Here is a 21617-nt window from a genome sequence, read left to right on the forward strand (position 1 = left end):
CTCCCATTTATTCTTCATCCCCACACTAAACGTGACCCATTTCAACCCCTGGCACGACGTATCGCGCGGCGATAATTTACCCGAAACTGTTACCGGTGTTATCGAAATCCCCAAAGGCAGCAAAGGCAAGTATGAGCTGGATAAAGACAGCGGCCTGTTGAAGCTCGACCGCGTGCTGTTCTCGGCCGTGCATTACCCGGCCGCCTACGGTTTTATTCCGAAGACGTACTGCGACGACAAAGACCCGCTCGACATCCTGGTTTTGTGCTCGGTCGATATTCCGCACATGTGCCTCGTGGAGGCCAAGGTTATCGGCGTGATGCAGATGCTGGACCAGGACGAGGAGGATGATAAAATCATCGCCGTGGCTGCCCACGATGTATCGGTAAATCACTATAATGAGCTGAGCGACCTGCCGCCCTACATGATGCTGGAGATGCAGCGCTTTTTTGAAGACTACAAAGCCCTTGAAAACAAGCACGTAGAGGTAAAGCAGTTCCTGGGCCGCGAAGAAGCCTACCGCATTATCAACGACAGCATCAAGCTCTACGAAGAAACGTTTGGCGATAAGCCGGCCGCTTAGCCCTTCCCAACCGTTAGCAGAACGTCATGCCGAGCGGCGAACCGCTCAGCATGACGTTCTTTTCTTTGTGCCACTTTTACCCAGCCATGCCCGCTGCCAGCCGTGCCCTGCCCCTGCGCCTGCTTGATGCGCTGCTGTACAGCAGCGGGTGGCTGGCCGCGGCCGCCGCGGCCCAAACGGCCGCCACGCTGCGCCTGTGGCCGGCCAGCGGCGGCGCAGCCGGCCTGCACACGGTAGTGCTGGTGTTTGCGGCCACGCTGCTGACCTATAATCTCGATGCGGCGCTGCCCTTTAAGCACAGCCAGCCGCCGGGCACCTCGGGCCGCAAGGCCTGGCAGCAGCGGCACCGGCCGGCCATGCTGGGGCTGGCGGGTACGGCCGCTCTCACGGGAGCCTACCTGCTGCTCACGGATGGCTGGGTGCATTTTTTGCCGATACTGCTGCCGCTGGCGGCGCTGGCCATTGGCTACTCGTGGCCGGTGCTGCCGTGGCGGGGGCGCTGGCGGGCCATCCGCGAAGTGCCGCTGCTGAAAGTATTTCTGATTGCGGGGGTGTGGGCCGCCGTGACGGTAGGCCTGCCCGCGCTGGCGCTGCATCGGCCGCTGGCCTCGGCGCTGGGTTTGCTGGGGCAGCGGTTTTGCCTGGTCGTGGCCCTGGCCATTGTGTTCGACATCCGCGACTACAGCCGCGACGGCGCCGTGGCGCTACGCACATTTCCGGTGCTGCTGGGTATAAAGGGGGCTAAGCTGGTGTCACTGAGCTTTCTGGCCGCCGCCGTGGCGCTGGGCCTGGGGCGCGAGGCCTCACCGCTGGCGGTTGTGTTGCCGGCCGCGCTCTGCGCCGCCGTTGTCATCGCCGCGCAGGAGCGGCGGGGCGACTATTTCTTCGCCCTGGTTACCGATGGCCTGCTGCTGGTGCAGGCAGCGGCGTATTTTATTTTTTGAATATTCCAGACTTCGTCAGGGCAGACTGCCCGCTACGCCGTCAGCGCCCGCAGGGCCGGGCCGATAAAGCGCACCAAATCACCGGCCACCAGCCCGGCCTCACCGGTTTCGAGGGCGGCGAGGTCGCCGGCGTGGCCGTGGGCCAGCACGGCAAGGCGGGCGGCGCGCAGCGGGTCGAGGCGCTGGTCGGCGCGCAGCGCCAGGACCAGGCCGGTAAGCACGTCGCCGCTGCCGCCGGTGCCCATGCCGGGGTTGCCGGTGCTGTTGAAATACACCTGGCCATCGGGCGCAGCCACGGCAGTATAAGCGCCTTTCAGGACGACTACGCACTTGTGCTGCTGCGCAAACTGGCGCAGTAAATCGAGGCGATGGTAGTCGTCGCGGGCCTTTTCGGTGAGGCGCGTAAACTCGCCGATGTGGGGCGTGAGCACCGTATTTTCGGGCAGCAGGTCGAGCAGCTCGCGGTGCTGGCCCAGCAGGTTGAGCGCATCGGCATCGATGACGAGCGGCACCTTCGCTTCGCGCAGCAGCTTTTCGAGCACGGCGCGGCTGGCTTCGTCCTGCCCCAGGCCGGGGCCAATGCCAATGGCCTGATACGCTTGCAAATCGGGCAACTCACTGATGAAGTCGGCCTCAGCGTCGGGCAGGCACATGGCCTCGGGCCGCGTCGTCTGGATAATATCGTAGCCGCAGCCCGGCACCGCCACCGTAAGCAGGCCTACGCCGCCGCGCAGGCAGGCGCCGCTGCTCAGCACGGCCGCGCCCATCTTGCCCCGGCTGCCCGCCAGCAGCAGCGCGTGGCCGAAGGTATTTTTATAGGCAAATTTGCTGCGCCTGGGCAGGGTCACGTCGGGCGTAAGCGCGGCCAGAGCCGCATCGAAACCCAACGTGCCCGGCATGCGCGTAAGCTGCCAGGGCGTTTCAGCCTGTTCGACAAAATATTCACTAAGTTGAATATTAACTACGTGCCACTCGCCCACGTACCCGGCATTTTGCGGCAGCAGAAAAGCCAGCTTGGGCAGGCCGAAGCTGATGGTGTGGGTGGCCCGCACAATGGGGGCGCTGGCATCGGGCTGGGGCGCATCGGCGAGCAGGCCGCTGGGCAAATCCACGGCTATCACGCGGGCGTGGCTGTCGTTGAGGCGACGCACTACGGCGGCAGCCAGCCCATCGAGCGGACGGCTGAGGCCGGTGCCAAATAGCGCATCAATTACCAGCGCGCCCGGTTGAATAGCGGGCAGATTATCAGCGCTTAGCTCGGTTATCGGGATGACTTTGGGCAGTACGTGATGGTTGTACTGATAGTCATCGGAGTATTTCTCAGCCGGCAGCAGGCCCAGGCGCACGGCGTAGCCGGCCATAAATAGCAGGCGGGCCAGGGCCAGGCCGTCGCCGCCGTTGTTGCCGGGGCCGCACAGCAGCCATATTTCGCCGGCCTCGCGGGGACTGTAGTGGCGGCGCAGCCAGTCGCCCAGAGCCGTGGCGGCCCGCTCCATGAGCGCAGTCGAAGTGGTGCGCTGCTCGGCGATGGTGGCCTGGTCGAGGGCGCGGATTTGGGCGGCGGAAAGAAGTTTCATAGTCGGTATCTAACGCGAAAAATGGCTGGCGAGCTACTTTTAGCCATGCAAAGAAAAACTCACTTCTTTATCGTGCCCGGACTGGGCAGCTCGGGGCCCGAACATTGGCAAAGCTATTTTGAGCGGCAAAACCCGGATTTCACCCGCATTCAGCAGCGCGAATGGGATGCGCCGGACAAAGACGACTGGGTTGCTACCCTCGAACAGGCACTGGCCGGCGAAGACCTAAGCCAGGTAGTGCTCATTGCCCACAGCCTGGGCTGCGTGACGGTGGCGCACTGGGCCAACACCTATGGCCACCGTATAAAAGGCGCGCTGCTGGTGGCGCCCGCCGACGTAGATACGTCGTCTTTCGCCGTCTTTCCCACCACCGGCTTCGGGCCCATGCCGCTGCAACGCCTGCCTTTTCCAAGTAAAGTAGTCGCCAGCACCACCGATGAGTGGGTAAGCGTGGCACGGGCCCGGCAGTTTGCCGAGGCCTGGGGCAGCGAGCTGATATTACTCGAAGCCGCCGGCCACCTCAACGCGGCCAGCGGCCACGGCAACTGGCCGGCGGGGCTGGAACTGCTGCGCGGGTGGGCCTAGCCGCCCCAACCCCGCCGCTTTGAACCCTGGGCGTCGTCAGACGTTTTACTTGCACAACTCCCTATTATTTTTTCTTATGCAAACCTGGAACGACGTTATCCGGCTGGCCAACCACGGGGCCCCGACCCCGCCCCGCCGCGTCGAAAAAACACCCGCTGAGTGGAAAGCTCAGCTCACGCCCGAGCAGTACCACGTGACGCGTGAGCACGGCACTGAGCGCGCCTTCACCGGCGAGTATTGCGAGGCCCACGAAGCCGGCCTGTATGCCTGCGTGTGCTGCGGCACCCCGCTCTACGACTCGCGTACCAAGTTTGAGAGCGGCACCGGCTGGCCCAGCTTTACGCAGCCCGTCGACGAGGCTGCCATCCGGTACAAGAAAGACACCAGCTATGGCATGACCCGCGTGGAAGTTCTTTGTAACGTGTGCGATGCGCATCAGGGCCACGTGTTTCCCGATGGGCCGCCGCCCGGCGGCCTGCGCCTGTGCATCAACTCGGCCAGCATCCGGTTGGTGACGACTAAGGAGCCGGCGGCGTAGGCTCACACCGCCGACTTCTAGAAAGAACGTCATGCTGAGCTTGTCGAAGCATCTCTACCGCTTCGTCGGATGAGTAATCCTGGTGGCGCAGTAGAGATGCTTCGACAAGCTCAGCATGACGTTCTTTTTTATCTTTAAACATTCTCTATTACCGCTCTACCCCAACCCACCCCGCCATGTCGCTCTTATTCACCGATTTTGCTTCCTGGCAGGCGCACTGCGCCGCTACCGGCGAGCCGCTCTACCAGCCCGTACTGGCTTATGAGATTGAGCAAAAAGGGGCGACAGAGGAAGCCATCTGGCCTACCCTGCAACGGGCCTACGACGTGATGCGCGATGCCGTGCACGAGGGCCAGACTGGCAACATGACCTCGCGGTCGGGCATGATAAACAACGGCGCCAAGAAGATTGCCGCCTCGCCCGTCACGGTACTTTCGCCCGAGTTCAAGCAACTGATAATAAGCGCCCTGGGAGCCAAGGAGGTGAACTCGTGCATGGGCCGCGTGGTGGCCGCGCCCACGGCCGGCGCGTCGGGCATCTTGCCGGGCGTGCTCACCACCATTCAGCGCATTCATCAGCTCGACGACCGTAAAATCCTGGAAGGGCTGCTGGTAGCGGCCGGCATTGCGCTCATTATCGAGCAGAATGCCTCACTGGCTGGCGCGGTGGGCGGCTGCCAGGCCGAAACCGGCTCGGCCGCTGCCATGGGCGCAGGGGCCATTGTGTACTGCCTCGGCGGCACGGTGGAAGAGACCTTTGCAGCCGTAGCCATTACTATTCAGTGCATGCTCGGGCTGGTGTGCGACCCCGTGGCGGGCCTCGTGGAAGTACCCTGCGTGGTGCGCAACGCCTCGGCGGCGGCTATCGCGTTTTCGTCGGCCCAGATAGCCATCGCGGGCGTCGACCCGGTTATTCCGGTCGACCAGTGCGTGGCCGCCCTCGGCGAGGTGGGCCAGAGCATGGAAACCCGCTACAAGGAAACGGCCCTCGGCGGCCTGGCCAACACCCGGCGCGGCCGCGAAATCGAGAAAATGGTGCTGGTGCAGGATGTTAAACTCGTCGCGAAGTAAAAAGCGAAAGCCGTTGATTAAACTTGCGGCATGCAGGTTTCCCTCACCGACCCGGAGCGCCAACGGTTGCGTGCGTTGCAAAAGCAACGGCGCGATGACGAGGGCTACGTAAAAGTGACGGTGGTGCTGTTGCTGGACAAGGGGCGCTCGGCGGGAAGCATTGCCGACGATTTGGGGCTGGATGATGGCACGGTGTACCGCTACGCCGAGGCCTTTGCCCGGTTGGGCTTGGAGAAGTACCTGGCCCACGAGCAGCGCGGCTACTGGGGGCTGCTGACCAGCACCCAACTCGCCGGCTTGTGCCAGGAGCTGCGCCGGACCCTGTACACCGACTGCCGCCCGTTGCAGGCCTGGCTGACACAGGCCACCGGCGTGCGCTACTCGGTTTCGGGCCTGACGGACCTGCTACACCGGTTGGGCTTTGTGTACAAGCTCACCACGCCCATGCCTTGCGAAGCGGACGCCGACGCGCAGGCCGCTTTTCTGGCCAACCGGTTGCAGCCCCTGCTGGAACGGGCTGCGGCCGGCGACGCCGTGGTGTATTTTGCCGACGCGGCCCACCCCACCCACAACACCCGCTGCACCCGGGCCTGGACCGAAAAAGGCGCACAGCGGCCCCTGCCTACGGTCAGCGGACGCGAACGGGTGAATCTGAACGCGGCCCTCAACGCGCACTGCCCTACGCAGGTGTACGTGCACGAAACGGCCTGCGTCAACGCCCAGAGCACAAAAGCCTTATACGAACAGCTGCTGGCCGCCCATCCCAGCCAACCGATTTACGTGGTCTGCGACAACGCCCGCTACTACAAAAACCAGGAACTGACCCAGTGGCTGGCCGATAAGCCCCTGGTGCAGGTCTTTCTGCCGCCCTATTCGCCCAACCTGAACCTGATTGAGCGCCTGTGGAAGTTCCTGCGCCAGAAAATCATCAACGCCACCTTTTACCGCACCAAGGGCCACTTCCGACAAGCCGTGCTCGGCTTCTTCTCCCGACTCAACGAGTTCGGCCAAGAACTCGCGTCCTTACTTACCCTCAACTTTCACCTCCTGGATTCGCAACCCACTTCGTGACGGGTATAACATCCTGCCCGACGAGTAAGCCCTTAATGCAGCGAGCCCATTGCCGGCGCCAGCAGCAGCTGACTTAAAAACTCAATGGAGGGCGCGTAGCGCATCCGCAGCGCCTGGTAGTGCTGCCAGGCGGCTTCTTCATCGGGGCGCACGGGCAGGCCGCCTTCGCGCAGCTCCTGCCAGACCTTGGCAAAGGCTTCGCGGCCGGGGTTGGCGGCGGCCACTTCTTCGGGCGTGCGCAGCTCGGTGGGCTGCGTTTCAGCTTTCTTATCGAAAAAGCGCTGCACCCGGTTTACGGCCAGGCAGCCGGCCGTAAACGTCAGCTCGACCTGCCGCGAGCGGGGCACGTCGAGCGCCGAAAACAGCAAGTTGGCCGTGTCGAGCACGAGCCCGGCCGCCGTGACCCAGGACCGGCCAGCCTGCGGCGAGCGAAAGAAAGCGAGTACCGGCAGCGAGGTATGGCTTTCGTCAATTTCAACCAGCCAGTGCTCCCAGGCCAGCCATTGCGCGTCGTCGTTGGCGAAGTTGCCATCGTGGCCGAGCCACTTGAGCAGGCCGCTGGCTACGGGGGGCATACCGGCCCGCAGCTCTATCTGGGCCACTACCACTTCGCGGCGCGAAAAGGCCTGGTAAATAGTGGGCAAATACGATATTAGCAGCGTAAGCAGCAGCAAGCCCAGCGTGGCTTCGGAGTAGCTGAATATGTTGAGGGCCAGGCCCTGTACCGGCGTCGTACCCAGCGTGAGCAAGGAGCTGCCACTCAGCTCATAGCTCTTGGTAATGCTTTCGACGCCCAGCGCCCAGAAGATGGCCGTGAACCCCGCTCCCACCAGCGCCAGCCAGCCAATGGGCAATGCTACCAGCGCTACCGGCGCGTAGTGGGCCAGAATGCGGTCGCGGTGGGCAAAAGTGCTGGTATGCCGCGCCGCGAAGTCGAACAGCGCCCGCACCCCCCCAAACACGAAGGCGTTGAGCCGCACCGACTCGTTGCGTGGCAATATGAAGGAGCGAATGGCCCCCGATACGGTAATAATAACGACCCAGCCCCCGGCCAGTCCCACCAGCAGGTGGCTAATAAACTTTACAGCAAACGGCATAAGCACCTGTACGGACAGAAGCGTTTACTGGCTGCCAGCGCGTAGTGCCGGCGCAAGCAAGCTGGCCGTCTCTATGATTTGGCCAGCCACAGCTGCCGAAACGACTTGTCGGCTACGTGCAGACTTTCGCGGCGCTTGCGCCAGCCGGCCTGGTCGAGCAGGTAGCCAAGACTAAAGTCCTTGAGGCGGCCGGGCAGCACATCGAGCGCCCAACGGTGGCACATGCTCCAGCGCCAGAGGCCGATGGCCAGCTTTTCCACGGGCGCGTTATGGCCTTCGGCCACGCTTTGCTGGCGATTGAGCAGCAATAAGTTATGCAGGTTAATGCGTACTGGGCACACGCTGGTGCACGCCCCGCACAGGCTGCTGGCAAAGCTCAGGTGCTGGTGCTCTTTCAGGCCCGACAAGTGCGGACTGATAACCGAGCCGATAGGCCCCGAATACGTGGTTTCGTAGGTGTGGCCGCCAATATTTTTGTACACCGGGCACACGTTGAGGCAGGCCCCGCAGCGAATACAGCGCAGGGCCTCGCGGCGGTCGGGCCGGGCCAGCAGGTTGGTGCGGCCGTTGTCGAGCAGAATAACGACCATCTCCTCGGGGCCGTCGGTTTCGCCGGGCTGGCGCGGGCCGAAATACACGGTGTTATACACCGTTACCTGCTGGCCGGTGCCGCTGGTGCTGAGCAGCGGCCAGAACAAGTCAAGGTCGGTGAGCTGCGGAATCAGCTTTTCGATGCCCACCACCGCGATGTGCAGCCCCGGAAAAGTAGCCGAGAGCCGGGCATTGCCTTCGTTCTCAGTCACGGCCACGGCCCCCTCCCTGGCAATCAGAAAATTACCGCCCGTAATGCCGACCTCAGCCGAAGTGTACTTATCGCGCAGCAGGTGGCGCGCCGTGAGCACTAGCTGCTGCGCATCGTCGGTATGCTCGATGCCAAGGTGCTTGACGAAAATATCGGCGATGTCGGCCTTGCTCAGGTGCATGGCCGGCGTCACGATGTGGTAGGGGCGCTCGCCGTTTAGCTGCACGATGTACTCGCCCAGGTCAGTTTCGACCGATTCCACGCCCCGGCTCTGCAAATATTTATTGACGTGGATTTCCTCGGTGGTCATGCTCTTGGCCTTCACCACGGTGCGGGCGTTGCGGGCTTCCGTGAGGCGGCCGATTTCGGCCAGGGCTTCTTGGGCGTCGTTGGCCCACACTACCCGCCCACCGCGCGCGGTGAAGTTTTGCTCAAACTCCAGCAGGTATTCGTCAAGCCTTTCTAATATATTATGTTTTATATATGACGCGCGGGCGCGGGCCAGCTCGTGGTCGGCGTAATGCTGCATGCCGGCGCTCACGGCCGCGTCGTATTTGCCGATGTTGAATCGGATTTTGCGGCGGTGCTCGAGGTCGAAGGCTTTGCGTTCGGCGTCTTGGAGGAAGGCGGTCAATTTCATATTTAGCGCGAAGTTTTGCGAAGTTGAACGCGAAGTCTGGTAAAGCCGGCTCTTACAGCTTGTTCACTATGCGGTGAATATGCTCACGGAGCGAAACCACGTTGAAATTGATGAGTAAGCCCAGCTTACAGCCCGTGAGTCCCAGGTAGTTTTGCAGCTGTTTAAAATGCACCGGGGCCAATGCCTCTACCGACTTTAACTCAATAATGACTTTTTTTTCAACCAGGATATCCAACCGGTAGCCGATATCCAGCTGTAAGCCATCGTAAACGACTGGCACCCCTACTTCGGTCACCACCAGCAATCCGGCTTTGCGAAGTTCATGAGCCAAAGCCAGCTTGTACACATTTTCCAGCAAACCCGGCCCCAGCACCGTGCTCACCTTAAACGCTGCCGTGCGAATATGACCATCAATTTCATTCTCATGCATAGTAGAAGCGGCTTTACCAGACTTCGCGCTCAGCTTCGCGAAACTTCGCGCTAAATAATCAGGGCTTATTCGAGTCTACCACCGGCCGCGCCTCCCGGTTCGCCAAATCCCAGGCCAGATAGAATACCAGCCGGGCCCGTGCCTCCAGCTTATCAAACTCAATTTTGGCAATCTCGTCGCTGGCCTCGTGGTAGTCGGCGTGGACGCCATTAAAGAAAAATGCCACCGGAATCCCCTTCTTAGCGAAGTTGTAGTGGTCGGAGCGGTAGTAAAACCGGTTCGGGTCGTTGGGGTCGTTGAAGCGGTAGTCGAGGTCGAGGTTGCCGTGCTGCTGATTGGCCGCGATGAGCGCCGCGTGCAGCTGCGACGACAATTTATCTGACCCGATAACGTACACGTAATCAGCCTTGCCCTGGTGCGCATCGTCGGTGCGACCAATCATATCAATGTTGAGGTCGGTGATGGTGCTGGCCAGCGGAAATACCGGGTGGTCGGTGTAATACTCGGAGCCGAGCAGGCCTTTCTCCTCCCCCGTATTGGCCAGAAACAGGATGCTGCGGCGCGGGCCGTGCCCGGCGTGGGCGGCCTTGGTAAAGGCCTGCGCAATGCTGAGCATTCCCACCGTGCCCGAGCCATCGTCGTCGGCCCCGTTGTACACCTGCCCGCCAATGATGCCGAGGTGGTCGTAGTGCGCCGACACCACCAGAATTTCCTCTTTCTTATCGGTGCCCGGCAAAAAGCCCAGCACGTTTTCGGTGCTTACGGCACTGCGCTCCTGCGGGGCGCTGATGCTGAATTTGGCGGGCTTAACCTTAGTGGCTACCGGCTGCCTGGCGGCGGCCGTGGCCGTTTCGTAGCTCCGAATGGTTGCGTCGCTGGTACCCAGCAGCTTCAGGCCCAGGGCCGGCGACACGAAGAACGACGGCGCCCGCCCGCCTGCCTGGTCGGCGGCTGCGATGGTGGGCTGCATAATGCGCGGCGTGAGGCGAGCGGCCAGCTTGCCAAAATCGGCCTTGGGCGAAAAATCGACAAAAAAGACGCTGCGGGCACCCTTTTGCGCCGCCAGCGCGGCCTTGGCCCGAAAATCAACGGCCCACTTGGTGGCCGAGCCGTCGGGGCTGAGCACCGACTTGCCTTCGGTGGTGCGGGGCTCACCCAGCAGCATAATCAGGTCCTTGCCCTTCACGTCGTGGCCCGCGTAGTCGGAATACGTGCCCTGCTCAATACCGTAGCCCACAAATACCGGCTGCACGGCGGTAGCCTGCTGAAACGGCGAGCGGCCAAACGCATAAAAATCCTTCAGCCACTCGTAGGCCTTGCCGCCCACGGTGATGGTACCGCCCGGCTGCCAGGCGCTGCGCTCGAGGTTGAAGGTTTGCAGGTAAGGGTTGGCGGTATTGGTCGTAACGGGGGCTACCAGGCTGTCGGCGGCAAACTGCTTGCTGATGTAAGCGGCGGCCATTTTCTGGCCCTTGGTGCCGGTTTCGCGGCCCTCGTACTCATCCGAAGCCAGCACGCTGAGGTCGCGCCGCAGGTGCTCCTGCGTAATATAGCGCTCGGCGTATGTAGTAACGTAGTCGGCCGTTTGCGCTGGCACCGGCACCGGGCCGTGCGGCGCAATACCCGCAGCCGGCACGTTTTTAAGCTTGATTTTAGTTTTGGCCGGGCTGGTCTGCGCCTGCACCAATGCCGGAAGCGCCAGGGCGGCCAGCCAGAGAGAAAAGGATTTCATGAGAAATACTTGGTATTACGCTTTATAAATCAAGACGGTAGCGTACGCCGCCACGCCTTCCTGCCGCCCCACAAAGCCCAGCTTTTCGGTCGTGGTGGCCTTAATGGAAATCAGGTCTTCCTCAACGGCCATTACTTGAGCCAGCGCCTGACGCATGGCCGGGATGTGCGGGTTCACCTTTGGCTGCTCCAAACATATAGTAGAGTCTATATTACTCAGCTCGTAGCCTTTGCCGCGTAGCAGGCGTAGCGTTTCGGCCAGCAGCTTCTTGCTGTCGATGCCCTTATACTGCGGGTCGGTATCGGGGAAATGAAAGCCGATGTCGCGCAGGTTGGCCGCGCCCAGCAGCGCATCGCAGATAACGTGGATGAGCACGTCGGCATCGGAGTGGCCGTGCGCGCCGTGGGTGTGTGGCACCAGGATGCCGCCCAGCCAGAACGGCAGGCCCGGCTGCAATTGGTGAACGTCGTAGCCGAAGCCAACGCGGATTTTCATAAGCACTGAGTAAGCGGGATGGAGCGCAAAGGTATTTACCTGCGGGGATGCCGTGAGAGGCCGCTCGGTATCGCTTAACTTTTACTGAAAAAGAGCTTGTAGTTTTAACTAATATTATTAGCTTTGCGCAGACAATAAAGTTAGCTGTTGCTGGCCGGGCTTATCCCCAAAGGACCGAAAATGCTGGACCTGCTTAAAGTAAAAGCGGAGTTAATCCGTCAGGTTACATAACTACTCAAACAACCAATCTGGTCGGCTGACGCGAGCAAAAAACAACGCGGAAACTTTGAGCCCATCAAAAGTTTCCGTCGTATCTTTGCAGCGTCATGATAGAAACCAAGGACCGGATTCTGCACCAAGCGGCCGCGCTGTTTATGCGCAACGGCATCAAGAGTGTAAGCATGGACGATATCGCGGCCGAACTGGCGATGTCGAAAAAGACGCTTTATAAGACCTTCACCAACAAAGACGAAATCGTGCTGGCCGTGATGAGCACGCACCTGGCTAAGGTGCAGGGCGAGTGCGCCAGCATAGCGGCCCCGGCAGCCAACGCCGTGGAAGAAATGCTGAACCTCTCGCACTGGGCCGACCAGCAGTTCAGCAACATTCACCCCAGCATTTTCTACGACCTGCGCAAGTATCATCCCGATGCGTGGGTACTATTTGTAGCCCACAAAAACACTTTCATTCTCAACCAGATAACCCAGAACCTGCGCCGGGGCATGGCCGAAGGCCTCTACCGCCCCGACCTCGACGTGGAGGTGCTGGCCCGCCTCAACCTGGCCCAGATTGAGCTGGCCTTCGACCCGGTGCTGTACCCGCCCGCTCAGTTTGGGCCCGACCGCGTGAACCGGGTATTCGACGAGCATTTTCTCCTGGGGGTGGCTACGCTCAAGGGACACAAGCTTATTAACGAGTATCGCCGCATCACCGAGGAAGAATAGCCCGGCTCTTTACCTGCTCTTTACCAGACTGTTCGTCTTTCACCTGTTATGAATAAATCCTTATTAGGCGCGTTGCTGGCCACCTCGGCGCTGGCCTTTGGGCCGGCAGCCCTGGCCCAGGCGCCGGCCGCGCTTCCGAGCCAGCCCTCTTCCGGCCTAATGGCCCTGAGCCTCTCGCAGGCAGTGCACTTTGCCGTGCAAAACAAATCGAGCCTGCAGGCCACGCGCTTGGCCGAGCAGACCGCGGCCGCCCGCGTGGGCGAAATAAAAGCCCAGGGCCTGCCGCAGCTGAACGTGGGGGCCAACGTAGCCGACAACTTCAAGCTGCAAAAGTCGCTGGTTGACTTTGGCGCGCTGGCCGGCCCGGTGCTGAAAGGCACAACCCTGACGCAAGCCGATATCAACAAGGCGCAGGGCGGCAATCCGATAACCCTGGCACCGACTTACGGCGACCCGGTATCGGTACCGCCCCAGCCGTTTGCCTTTGGCCTGCAATACGCAGGCAACACATCGGCCTCGTTCTCACAGCAGATTTTTGACGGCTCCTATCTCATTGGCCTCAAGGCAGCTAAGGTCTACACCGACCTGGCCAAAAAACAGACCCAGCAGGCCGAGATTGACGTAGTAGAGCAGGTTAGCAAAGCCTACTACAGTACCCTGGTAGCGCGCTCGCGCCTGGCCCTGCTGGCCCGCAACGTGCAGCGCCTCGACACGGTGCTTTACCAAACCAACCAGACGTTTAAGGCGGGCTTTGCCGAAAAGCTCGACGTAGACCGCCTGCGCGTGCAGCGCAACAACCTGGTGGTAGAGCAGCAAAAAGCGCAGCGCCTCACGGAGCTGAGCGTGGCGCTCCTCAAATTTCAGATGGGCCTGCCCCAAAGCCAGCCCGTGCAGCTGACCGACTCGCTCGGCGCGGCGGTCGTTGATGCCGGAACGCTGCGTCGCAACCTGGGGGCCGCCAGCTTCGGCACCGGTGGCGGGGCCACTGGCCTGAGTAGTCTGCCGGCGGCCCCGACCAGCGCGGGCCAGGGCACTACGGGACCGCCCACGCCGGGCATCAACAACGGCCAGCCCAGCCAGGCAAACGCAGTTTTCAACTACAACAACCGCATTGAGTTCTCGACCCTGCAAACGCAGCAGGCCCTAGCCGGGCTCGACCTGCGCAACCGGCAGGCCGGTGCTTATCCGCGCCTCGCCCTTACGGCCGCTTACGGCTTTTCGGGCTCAGCCAAGACGGCGAGCGACTTGTTTGCCTTCCGGGGGCCTACCTCGACCAACAGCGCCGGTCAGCTCAACCAGAACTGGTTTGGCTTCGGCAACGTGGGGCTGGCCCTGAACATTCCGGTGTTTGATGGCTTTCGGCGCCGCTACCAGGTGCAGCAGGCGCGCATCGCGCAGCAAACCATTGAGAAAGGGTTTGAAACCCTGCGCCAGAGCATCGATTTGCAGGATGCGCAGAGCCGCGCTACTCTCGTCAACGCCCTCGACGTGCTGGATAACCAAAAGGCCAACCTCGACCTGGCCGCCGATGTGGCGCGCGTCACGCGCATCAAGTTCAATGCCGGCGTGGGCTCCAACCTCGAAGTTATTACGGCCGAAACCTCGCTGCGCGAAGCCCAAACCAATTACTACTCGGCTATTTATGATGTGCTGGTAGCGAAGGTTGACCGCGACAAAGCCACCGGCGAACTCTACACGCAGGCCAAGTAACCCCTTAAAAGAACGTCATGCTCGGCATGGCCGTCAGCTCCTACCTTATGCGCCCCACTTCCTTTCTTCTTTCTGCCACCGTTGCCGTTGCTCTTACCGCTTGTGGCGGTACCAAAGACCCCAAGGCCGAGCTAGCCAAGCTCAAGGCCGACCAGGCCGCTACCCAGGCCAAAATAGCCGACCTCGAAGCCAAAACCGGGGCGGGCAAGACCGACTCGGCCAGCACTGCCGTGCCGGTATCGGTGCTGAAAGTGGCTCCCGAAAACTTTGCCGGCTACCTCGAAGTGCAGGGCCGCGTCGATTTTGACCAGAACTCGACCGTCAGCTCGCGGGCGGCCGGCACGCTTACCAGCGTGCGGGTGCAGCGCGGCGACCAGGTGCATAAGGGCCAGGTGCTGGCGACCGTCGATGCCTCGGTGCTCGACGCCAGCATTGCCGAGCTGCGCACCCGCCTGGATTTGGCGCGCATTGTGTACGAAAAGCAGGCCGGCCTCTGGAAGCAGCAGATTGGCACTGAAATCCAATACCTGCAAGCCAAGAATACCTATGAGGGCCTGCAGCGCAACCTCTCCACCCTCAACCAGCAGCGGGCTATGTACAACGTGGTGGCTCCGTACAGCGGCGTGGTTGATAACGTATTGCCCAAGCTCGGCGAAACGGTAGCGCCCGGCTCGCCGGTGGTGCAGCTCAACAGCGGGCAGGGCGGCAAAGTGCTCGCCGACGTGTCGGAAGCTTACGCCGGCAGCATTAAGGCGGGCGACAAGGCGCTCGTGGCCATGCCCGACCTCGGCAACGAAGAAATTCCGAGCACCGTGCGCACCGTAAGCCGCACTATTTCGGCCACCAGCCGCACCTTCACCGTGGAGCTGCGCCTGCCGGCCGATAAGGCTAACCGCCTGCGGCCCAACATGGTGGCTACCGTGCGCATTCAGAACTATGGCCATGCCAATGCCACCGTGCTGCCCGTTGACCTGGTGCAGCACGACGAAGAGAACGCCTACGTGCTCGTGGTGGCGCGCGAAAAAGGCAAAGCCGTAGCGCAGAAGCGCGTCATCAAAACCGGCCAGACTTACAACGGCAAGCAGGAGATACTCAGCGGCCTGCACACGGGCGATGAGGTGATTTCGGCGGGTTATCAGAACCTGAACGACGGCCAGACGGTGAAAATCAGCTAAATCTACTCTTTCAAGTAACAACTAGCTAGTATGCAAGACATTGAAAAAGAGTTTGGGCCCACAAGCTGGTCGATAAACAACAAGACCAGTATATATATTATCACGCTATTGATTTCGATAGCGGGTATCTTTGCCTACATCAAGCTGGGCAAGGAGAAGTTTCCGGATATCGTTATCCCGCGCATTATCGTGGCCACGGTGTACCCCGGTACGTCGCCCACCGACATTGAGAACCTGGTGACGCGCCAGCTTGAGAAAGAAATCAAGAGCGTGAACGGGGTGAAGAAAATCAACTCCACCTCCAACCAGGACTATTGCATTGTCGATGTGGAGTTTAACTCCGGCGTTGATGTGCAGGCGGCCAAGCAGCTCATCAAGGATGCCGTGGACAAGGCCAGCACCGAGCTGCCCAACGACCTGCCCAGCGCCCCGCTGGTGAAGGAAGTCAACATCTCGGAGCAGCCGATTATGTACGTCAACCTGAGCGGCAACCTGCCCGCTGCCCAGCTCAAAAAGCTCGCCGACGACTTTCAGGATAAGATTGAGGCGCTGCCCGAAATTACCCGCGTCGATATAGTAGGCGCGCTGGAGCAGCAGGTAAACGTAGATGTGGACCTCTATAAGCTGCAAGCGTCGCAGCTCAGCTTTACCGATATTGAGAATGCCATTGCCCGCGAGAACATTACCGTTTCGGGGGGCTCTATCGACGTGGGCTCGCAGAAGCGCGCCGTGCGCGTGGCCGGCCAGTATGTGAAGGCCGCCGATATCGCTGATATTCAGATTAAGAACCTGCGCGGCTCACCGGTGCGGCTTGGCGACATTGCCACCGTGACCGATGGCTTTAAAGACCGCGAGAGCTTTGCCCGCCTCGACGGCCAGCCTGCCATTGCCCTGAACGTGGTGAAGCGCCAGGGCGCAAACCTGCTCGACGCCTCCGACAAGATTCACCAGCTGGTGAAAGAATCGGAAGCCAGCATGCCGAAAGGCCTGAAAATCACGATTACCGGTGATACGTCGAACGACACGCGCAACACGCTTAATGACCTGATTAACACCATCATTATCGGCTTTTTGCTGGTAACCCTGATTCTGATGTTTTTCATGGGCACTACCAACGCCTTGTTTGTGGGCTTGTCGGTGCCGCTGTCGATGTTCCTGGCCTTTATTATGCTGCCCATGTTTGGCTTCTCGCTGAACATGATTGTGCTCTTCGCCTTTTTGCTGGCGCTGGGCATCGTGGTCGACGACGCCATTGTGGTAATCGAAAACACCCACCGCCTGCTGCACGAGCACCCCAACCTGAGCACCCCGCAGGCCGCCAAGTATGCAGCCGGAGAAGTATTTGTGCCAGTACTGGCCGGCACGCTCACCACCGTGGCCCCGTTTGTGCCGCTGATGTTCTGGCCCGGTATTGTGGGCTCGTTCATGTTCTTTCTGCCGGTTACGCTCATTCTTACCCTGGGCGCGTCGCTGGTAGTAGCCTTCATCATGAACCCGGTGTTTGCCGTGAGCTTCATGGAGCGCGAAGAGCACCTCGACCGGGTGCAGAAGCCGCAGCTTACGCGCGGGTTTCTGCTGGGAATGGGCGGCTTGCTGCTGGTGGCCATCGGCGGCTACCTGTCGGGCTCGAAGTTTCTGGGCAACCTGATGATGAGCATTATCGTGCTTTGCTTCCTCGATAAGTATGTGTTTGTGTACCTGATAGCCGGCTTCCAGCGCAGCGTGCTGCCGCGCTTCCAGAACGGCTATGCCCGCCTGGTAGAGCTGGCCGTGGGCGGCAAGGTGTGGCGGCAGGTTGCCATCGTGGGCGGCCTGGTAGTGCTGGGCGTACTCAGCATTATGGCCGTGGGTGCGCGCAAGCCCAAGGTAGACTTTTTCCCCAAAGGCGACCCCAAGTTTATCTATACCTACTTGCGGATGCCCGTGGGCACCCGCGTAGAAGTGACGGACTCGATTACCCATATCATCGAAAACCGGATGTATAAGGTGATTGGCCGCCACAACCCCGACGTGGAATCGGTGATTACCAACGTGGCCATCGGCGCGGGCGACCCCAGCGAGGCGACGGCAGCCGGCACCTCGCAGTCGCACCTGGGCAAAGTAGGCATCGCGTTTAAGGAGTTGAGCGAGCGCAAGGGCAAAGCCACCCACATCTACATGGATGATATTCGCGAAGCCGTGAAAGGCATTCCGGGTGCCGAAGTTTCGGTTGACCAGGAGGCCAGCGGGCCGCCCCAGGGCAAGCCGGTGGCTATTGAGGTAGCCGGCGACGACTATCCCAAGCTGGCCGCGCTCTCGAAGAAAGTGGAGCGCTATGTGGACTCGCTCAAAATCGGGGGCATCGAAGACCTGCGCTCCGACCTCGAAGACCGCAACCCCGAAATCGGCGTTACCATTAACCGTACCCGTGCCAACCGTGAGGGTATCAGCACCGGCCAGATTGGCTCGGAGGTGCGCACCGCCATCTACGGCTTCGAGGCCAGCAAATTCAAGACGCCGGACGATGAGTATCCCATTCAGGTGCGCTACGCCAAGCCGTACCGCGACAACGTGAATGCCATTGTGAATGCCCCGCTCACGTTTCGTGATGCTACCGGCGCGGTGCGCCAAGTGCCTATCTCGGCCATCGCCGATGTGCACTACGGCACCACCTACGGCGGCATTAAGCGCAAAGACACCCACCGCCTTATCACCATCAGCTCCAACGTGCTCAACGGCTTCACCGGACCCGATGTGGTAGCCAATGTGCAGCGCGCCCTCAAAAGCTTCCCTGTGCCGCCCGGCTACACCGTGCGCATGGGTGGGGCGCAGGAAGACCAGAAGGAAACCAGCGACTTCCTGGGCGTAGCGGCCATCGGGGCCATTGCACTCATCTTTCTGGTGCTGGTTACGCAGTTCAACTCCGTGAGCAAGCCGCTTATTATTCTCACCGAAATCATCTTCTCGATTATCGGTGTGATGCTAGGCCTGGCTATCTCGGGCATGAATATCTCCATTGTGATGACGGGTGTCGGCGTTATCGCGCTGGCTGGTATCGTGGTGAAAAACGGTATCCTGCTCGTCGAGTTTACCGACATGCTCCGCGCTCAGGGCATGAGCCTGCACGATGCGCTCGTCACGGCCGGCCGCACCCGCCTCAACCCGGTTATCCTGACGGCTACGGCGGCTACGCTGGGTCTTATTCCGCTGGCCGTGGGGTTGAATATAGACTTTTATGAATTATTCAACTCGGGCAACCCGCACTTCTTCCTGGGCGGTGAATCAGTCGTGTTCTGGGGCCCGCTGGCCTGGACAATAATTTTCGGGTTAACGTTTGCAACCCTTATCACGCTGTTGGTAGTCCCGGTCATGTATCTTCTTAACGAGAAGCTACGGGCCAAAATCACCGGCCGCGACGTGAACAACCAGCCGCCCGCTGCCGTGCTGAGCCCCGAGGAAGTAGAAGCGGCTACGCCCCCGGTACTGGCCTAAAGTTTGCGGGAGCTCGTCGGTTTCTTCCGGCTACTCATCGAGTGGCCAGCCGCAACCGACGAGCGGCTGCGTTACTTCCTGCCTATCTCACCTTGTTTTTGTAAAAAGTTATGTTTACCGCGATTTCAGCTACCGTTCCCTCTAAAAGCATTGAGCAGCAAGTGCTGCGTATTATCAGTAAGCGCAAGGCTATCAAGGCTGTACGCCTGCGCCGCACCGCCAGCCTGAGTCGCGACCTGAGCTTTGATACCGTCGATGTAGTAGATATTATCGTGGAGCTGGAGCGCAACTTCCATATTCTAGTGCCCGACGAAGTGCCTTTTTATACCGTTGGCGACTTTGTGCGCTATGTAACGGCCCACGCCGCGTAGCGGCAGGCAGCCGCTACGAACCAAGAAGCCCCCTGACTTCCGTGCGAGGTCAGGGGGCTTCTTGGTTCGTGTTTTTTGCTTTAGCGCACGTTGCCACCCGTTTCGATGCGGCCATCGTTGCCGTCGCGGCTGCTATCGGTTGTGTTGGCTATGGCATCAATACCAGGGCGATTGTCGCTGCCCACATCGGCCCCGGCATCGTGCACCGGGCGGGTAGTGGAGCTGGAAGGCGAGCCCAGCCCGGCATCGGTAGCCGACTGCCCGGTACCAGCCGGCCCATCGGGCAGGGCCAGGGTACCGGCGTTTTTGGCCGATTGATTGGTTGAGGCGGCGCTGCGGGTTTCCCAGGGCTCGGTGGCTGTCCGGTAAGCCGAGCCGGCCCTACGGCTTTTAAACAGTTCGTCGTCGGCCACTACAGTAGCCGCCTTGGCAGCCTCCCATTCGTGAAACTTATCCAGCTCGTGCTTAATGGAAGTGGAAAACCAGGCTATCAGCGCCATATCATCGAGCAGGCCCACCACCGGAATAAAATCCGGAATCAGGTCAATCGGCGATAGAAAATAGATGAGCACCGCCACGGCAGCCACTACCGTAGTAGTAGGCACACCCGTGTACTCACCGGCGGCACTCAGCTTGATGAGGCGAAACAAGCTCTGGATGGTTTCCCAGGCCTCGTGGGCCAGCGTACCAATTTCCTTTTTCTCGCGGGCTTTGTTAAAGGCGTCGAGCAGCAGCTTCTTCAGGCGCGTAGGCTGCTTGATGTAGCCTTCGGCGGCAGCCAGAAATTTCTTAAAGATGACGGAGGCAGCGATATCACTGCCGGAGGGCGGAGGCGTGTTAGAAGTAGCCATGCTGAAAAAAGGAGGGAAAGCGAAGCGGCACCGCCGCCGAAGGTTAGCAACTGGCTGTTTACTGCATTAGCGGCTGCCAAGTTATACGGGCCCAAAAAAACGACTCCCGGCGCAAATGCCAGGAGTCGTTATCAACAGGGTAGCCGCTGGGTGCTTACTCGGGGCGGGCGTGCTCGGCGGCAGCCAGCATTTCTATCACGTCGGCCGGGGTGGTGGGCGCCGGGGCAGCCTCCGTGCCAGCCACGCGGCCGGCCGCGTAGAAGTTGTGGTGGTAGTAGGGCTGATTGAGCGAGCTTACCATCACGCCACCATTGCAGGCCGAGTGGGCAAAGCGCCCGTCTTTCAGGTAGATACCTACGTGGTAGATAGCCCCGTGGCCGTGACGGAAAAACACGAGGTCACCGGCTTTCATATCAGTTTTGGCCACCCGCTTCACCGTCGAGAACATGGAGCGCGAGCTGCGCTGCAGGGTGATACCATATACTTTTTTGAATACTTGCGTCACGAAGCCCGAGCAGTCGGTACCCCGGCGCGAGTTGGAGCCGTAGCTGTAAGGCGTGCCGAGCCAGTCGGTTACGGTTTGCAGCAGCGTTTTATTTTCGGTGTGAGCCAGGTGTACGCCCAGCGTCTGGTTGTAGTAGCCGTAGGCCAGCGAGTCGCGCGAGGCCCTAACGGCGCCCGATTCGTCGGTAGCCGGCTTGGTGGCCGAGCCATCGGAGCCGAGCAGGCCCGAAAGCAAAGAGGCCTCGGCGACTGCCGGAGCTGAAGCGCCAGCCGAAGCCGGGGCATCGGGCATTTTTTCAAAGCAAAAGGAAAGCGCCAGGGAAGCAGCGGCGAGGCAAGATAGCAGGGTATTCTTCATTGTCCGTCGTTGGGGTGGGCACCGGCCAGCGCCCTCAAGCTGGCTGACCGGGAAGGCAGAAAAGCGTAAACTGTTGCGCTAGGCAGTGCCGCTAAGCGGCTGGAATTAAGGTTGAGTGAAAGCGTAATAGCTACCTTTTAAAAGCTTTTTTAGCGGGTAGCCAGTAGCCAAAGCTAAGCAATAAAAACCTAACCCACCTACTAATTTCTTAAAAAAAGTATGTTTTTCTTTAAAAAGTACCGTAAAAGAACTAATATTTAGCAATTCCACTTGCAACCTTCCTTGATTTGGTTTCGTAGCCACGCCCGAATTTTATACAATGAGTAAGCTCAACACTTTTGTCAATTCTCCCCTGGCCCGTATTGCCCGGCTGGTACTGGGGCGTGCTCCCCGCGTGGCCATGGTGCTGGGCCAGACCGTGCACCTGAGCGGGGCCACCCGCGAAGAGTTTCTGGCCGACCCTGAGTGGGTAGCGCACGAGGAAGTACACCTGCGCCAGGTGCGCGAGCTGGGCACCGTCCGCTTTCTGTGGCTCTATCTCGTAGAGTCGGCGCGAGTAGGCTACTACCAGAATAAGTTTGAGGTAGAAGCGCGGGAGGGTGCCCGACGCTTCGTTGAAGGAGCTACCAGCCCGACAGCGCAACCACATCGGCCCTGATGAAAAGCGCT

Annotated in this window: 20 protein-coding genes; 12 read left to right on the forward strand and 8 right to left on the reverse strand. The window is 60.4% G+C overall.

Annotated features, from left to right (window positions below; translation table 11 throughout):
- Positions 1-31: 31 nt before the first annotated feature.
- Positions 32-583, forward strand: coding sequence for an inorganic diphosphatase (locus F6X24_RS02990; protein WP_151086474.1), 552 nt, complete (start codon positions 32-34; stop codon positions 581-583).
- An 86-nt stretch (positions 584-669) separates the two neighbouring features.
- Positions 670-1527 (forward strand): UbiA prenyltransferase family protein, encoded by an 858-nt coding sequence (locus F6X24_RS02995; protein WP_151086476.1) that lies wholly within the window; start codon positions 670-672, stop codon positions 1525-1527.
- A 32-nt stretch (positions 1528-1559) separates the two neighbouring features.
- Here the strand turns inward: F6X24_RS02995 and F6X24_RS03000 are convergent, their stop codons facing one another.
- Entirely contained in the window at positions 1560-3104 is a 1545-nt protein-coding gene (locus F6X24_RS03000) for an NAD(P)H-hydrate dehydratase (RefSeq protein WP_151086477.1), read from the reverse strand.
- Between the two features lie 45 nt (positions 3105-3149).
- Between F6X24_RS03000 and F6X24_RS03005 the strand changes: the two genes are divergently transcribed.
- From F6X24_RS03005 to F6X24_RS03020, 4 genes are all read left to right on the forward strand, one after another.
- The gene (locus F6X24_RS03005; protein WP_151086479.1) at positions 3150-3689 is read left to right on the forward strand and encodes an RBBP9/YdeN family alpha/beta hydrolase; all 540 of its coding nucleotides are present in this window, start codon (positions 3150-3152) and stop codon (positions 3687-3689) included.
- 76 nt (positions 3690-3765) lie between these two features.
- Entirely contained in the window at positions 3766-4227 is a 462-nt protein-coding gene (gene msrB / locus F6X24_RS03010; protein WP_151086481.1) for a peptide-methionine (R)-S-oxide reductase MsrB, read from the forward strand.
- A gap of 176 nt (positions 4228-4403) precedes the next feature.
- Positions 4404-5297, forward strand: a complete 894-nt coding sequence (gene sdaAA, locus F6X24_RS03015; RefSeq protein ID WP_151086482.1) for an L-serine ammonia-lyase, iron-sulfur-dependent, subunit alpha — start codon at positions 4404-4406, stop codon at positions 5295-5297.
- A gap of 30 nt (positions 5298-5327) precedes the next feature.
- Positions 5328-6368 carry an IS630 family transposase gene (locus tag F6X24_RS03020; protein WP_151086484.1) on the forward strand — a complete coding sequence of 347 codons (1041 nt, stop codon included), beginning with the start codon at positions 5328-5330 and terminating at the stop codon, positions 6366-6368.
- 32 nt (positions 6369-6400) lie between these two features.
- Here F6X24_RS03020 and F6X24_RS03025 read toward each other — a convergent pair whose 3' ends face one another.
- The 5 genes from F6X24_RS03025 to ispF form a co-directional block, all read right to left on the reverse strand.
- Positions 6401-7465 (reverse strand): hypothetical protein, encoded by a 1065-nt coding sequence (locus F6X24_RS03025; RefSeq protein WP_151086486.1) that lies wholly within the window; start codon positions 7463-7465, stop codon positions 6401-6403.
- Positions 7466-7536: 71 nt separating this feature from the next.
- A complete protein-coding gene (locus F6X24_RS03030; protein WP_151086488.1) occupies positions 7537-8907 on the reverse strand; it encodes a LutB/LldF family L-lactate oxidation iron-sulfur protein in 1371 nt (456 codons plus the stop codon).
- Between the two features lie 52 nt (positions 8908-8959).
- Entirely contained in the window at positions 8960-9337 is a 378-nt protein-coding gene (locus tag F6X24_RS03035; protein ID WP_151086490.1) for a GxxExxY protein, read from the reverse strand.
- A gap of 58 nt (positions 9338-9395) precedes the next feature.
- Complete coding sequence (locus F6X24_RS03040) at positions 9396-11069, reverse strand: M28 family peptidase (RefSeq protein WP_151086492.1); 1674 nt, start codon at positions 11067-11069, stop codon at positions 9396-9398.
- A gap of 15 nt (positions 11070-11084) precedes the next feature.
- Positions 11085-11564 (reverse strand): 2-C-methyl-D-erythritol 2,4-cyclodiphosphate synthase, encoded by a 480-nt coding sequence (ispF, locus tag F6X24_RS03045; RefSeq protein ID WP_151086493.1) that lies wholly within the window; start codon positions 11562-11564, stop codon positions 11085-11087.
- Positions 11565-11890: 326 nt separating this feature from the next.
- Between ispF and F6X24_RS03050 the strand changes: the two genes are divergently transcribed.
- The 5 genes from F6X24_RS03050 to F6X24_RS03070 all read left to right on the forward strand — a co-directional run bounded on the left by F6X24_RS03050 (position 11891) and on the right by F6X24_RS03070 (position 19235).
- On the forward strand, positions 11891-12508 hold the full coding sequence (locus tag F6X24_RS03050; RefSeq protein ID WP_229725303.1) for a TetR/AcrR family transcriptional regulator: 618 nt from the start codon (positions 11891-11893) through the stop codon (positions 12506-12508).
- Between the two features lie 48 nt (positions 12509-12556).
- Complete coding sequence (locus F6X24_RS03055; protein WP_151086495.1) at positions 12557-14218, forward strand: TolC family protein; 1662 nt, start codon at positions 12557-12559, stop codon at positions 14216-14218.
- A gap of 47 nt (positions 14219-14265) precedes the next feature.
- Positions 14266-15393 carry an efflux RND transporter periplasmic adaptor subunit gene (locus F6X24_RS03060; protein ID WP_151086497.1) on the forward strand — a complete coding sequence of 376 codons (1128 nt, stop codon included), beginning with the start codon at positions 14266-14268 and terminating at the stop codon, positions 15391-15393.
- Positions 15394-15423: 30 nt separating this feature from the next.
- The gene (locus F6X24_RS03065; RefSeq protein ID WP_151086499.1) at positions 15424-18864 is read left to right on the forward strand and encodes an efflux RND transporter permease subunit; all 3441 of its coding nucleotides are present in this window, start codon (positions 15424-15426) and stop codon (positions 18862-18864) included.
- Between the two features lie 110 nt (positions 18865-18974).
- A complete protein-coding gene (locus tag F6X24_RS03070; RefSeq protein ID WP_151086501.1) occupies positions 18975-19235 on the forward strand; it encodes an acyl carrier protein in 261 nt (86 codons plus the stop codon).
- A gap of 80 nt (positions 19236-19315) precedes the next feature.
- Here F6X24_RS03070 and F6X24_RS03075 read toward each other — a convergent pair whose 3' ends face one another.
- Entirely contained in the window at positions 19316-20086 is a 771-nt protein-coding gene (locus F6X24_RS03075; RefSeq protein ID WP_151086503.1) for a YkvA family protein, read from the reverse strand.
- 154 nt (positions 20087-20240) lie between these two features.
- Positions 20241-20882 (reverse strand): C40 family peptidase, encoded by a 642-nt coding sequence (locus tag F6X24_RS03080; protein ID WP_229725305.1) that lies wholly within the window; start codon positions 20880-20882, stop codon positions 20241-20243.
- Positions 20883-21267: 385 nt separating this feature from the next.
- Between F6X24_RS03080 and F6X24_RS03085 the strand changes: the two genes are divergently transcribed.
- Entirely contained in the window at positions 21268-21606 is a 339-nt protein-coding gene (locus F6X24_RS03085; RefSeq protein ID WP_151086506.1) for a DUF4157 domain-containing protein, read from the forward strand.
- Positions 21607-21617 lie beyond the last annotated feature (11 nt).

The sequence above is a fragment of the Hymenobacter baengnokdamensis genome (assembly GCF_008728635.1).
Classification (GTDB): domain Bacteria; phylum Bacteroidota; class Bacteroidia; order Cytophagales; family Hymenobacteraceae; genus Hymenobacter; species Hymenobacter baengnokdamensis.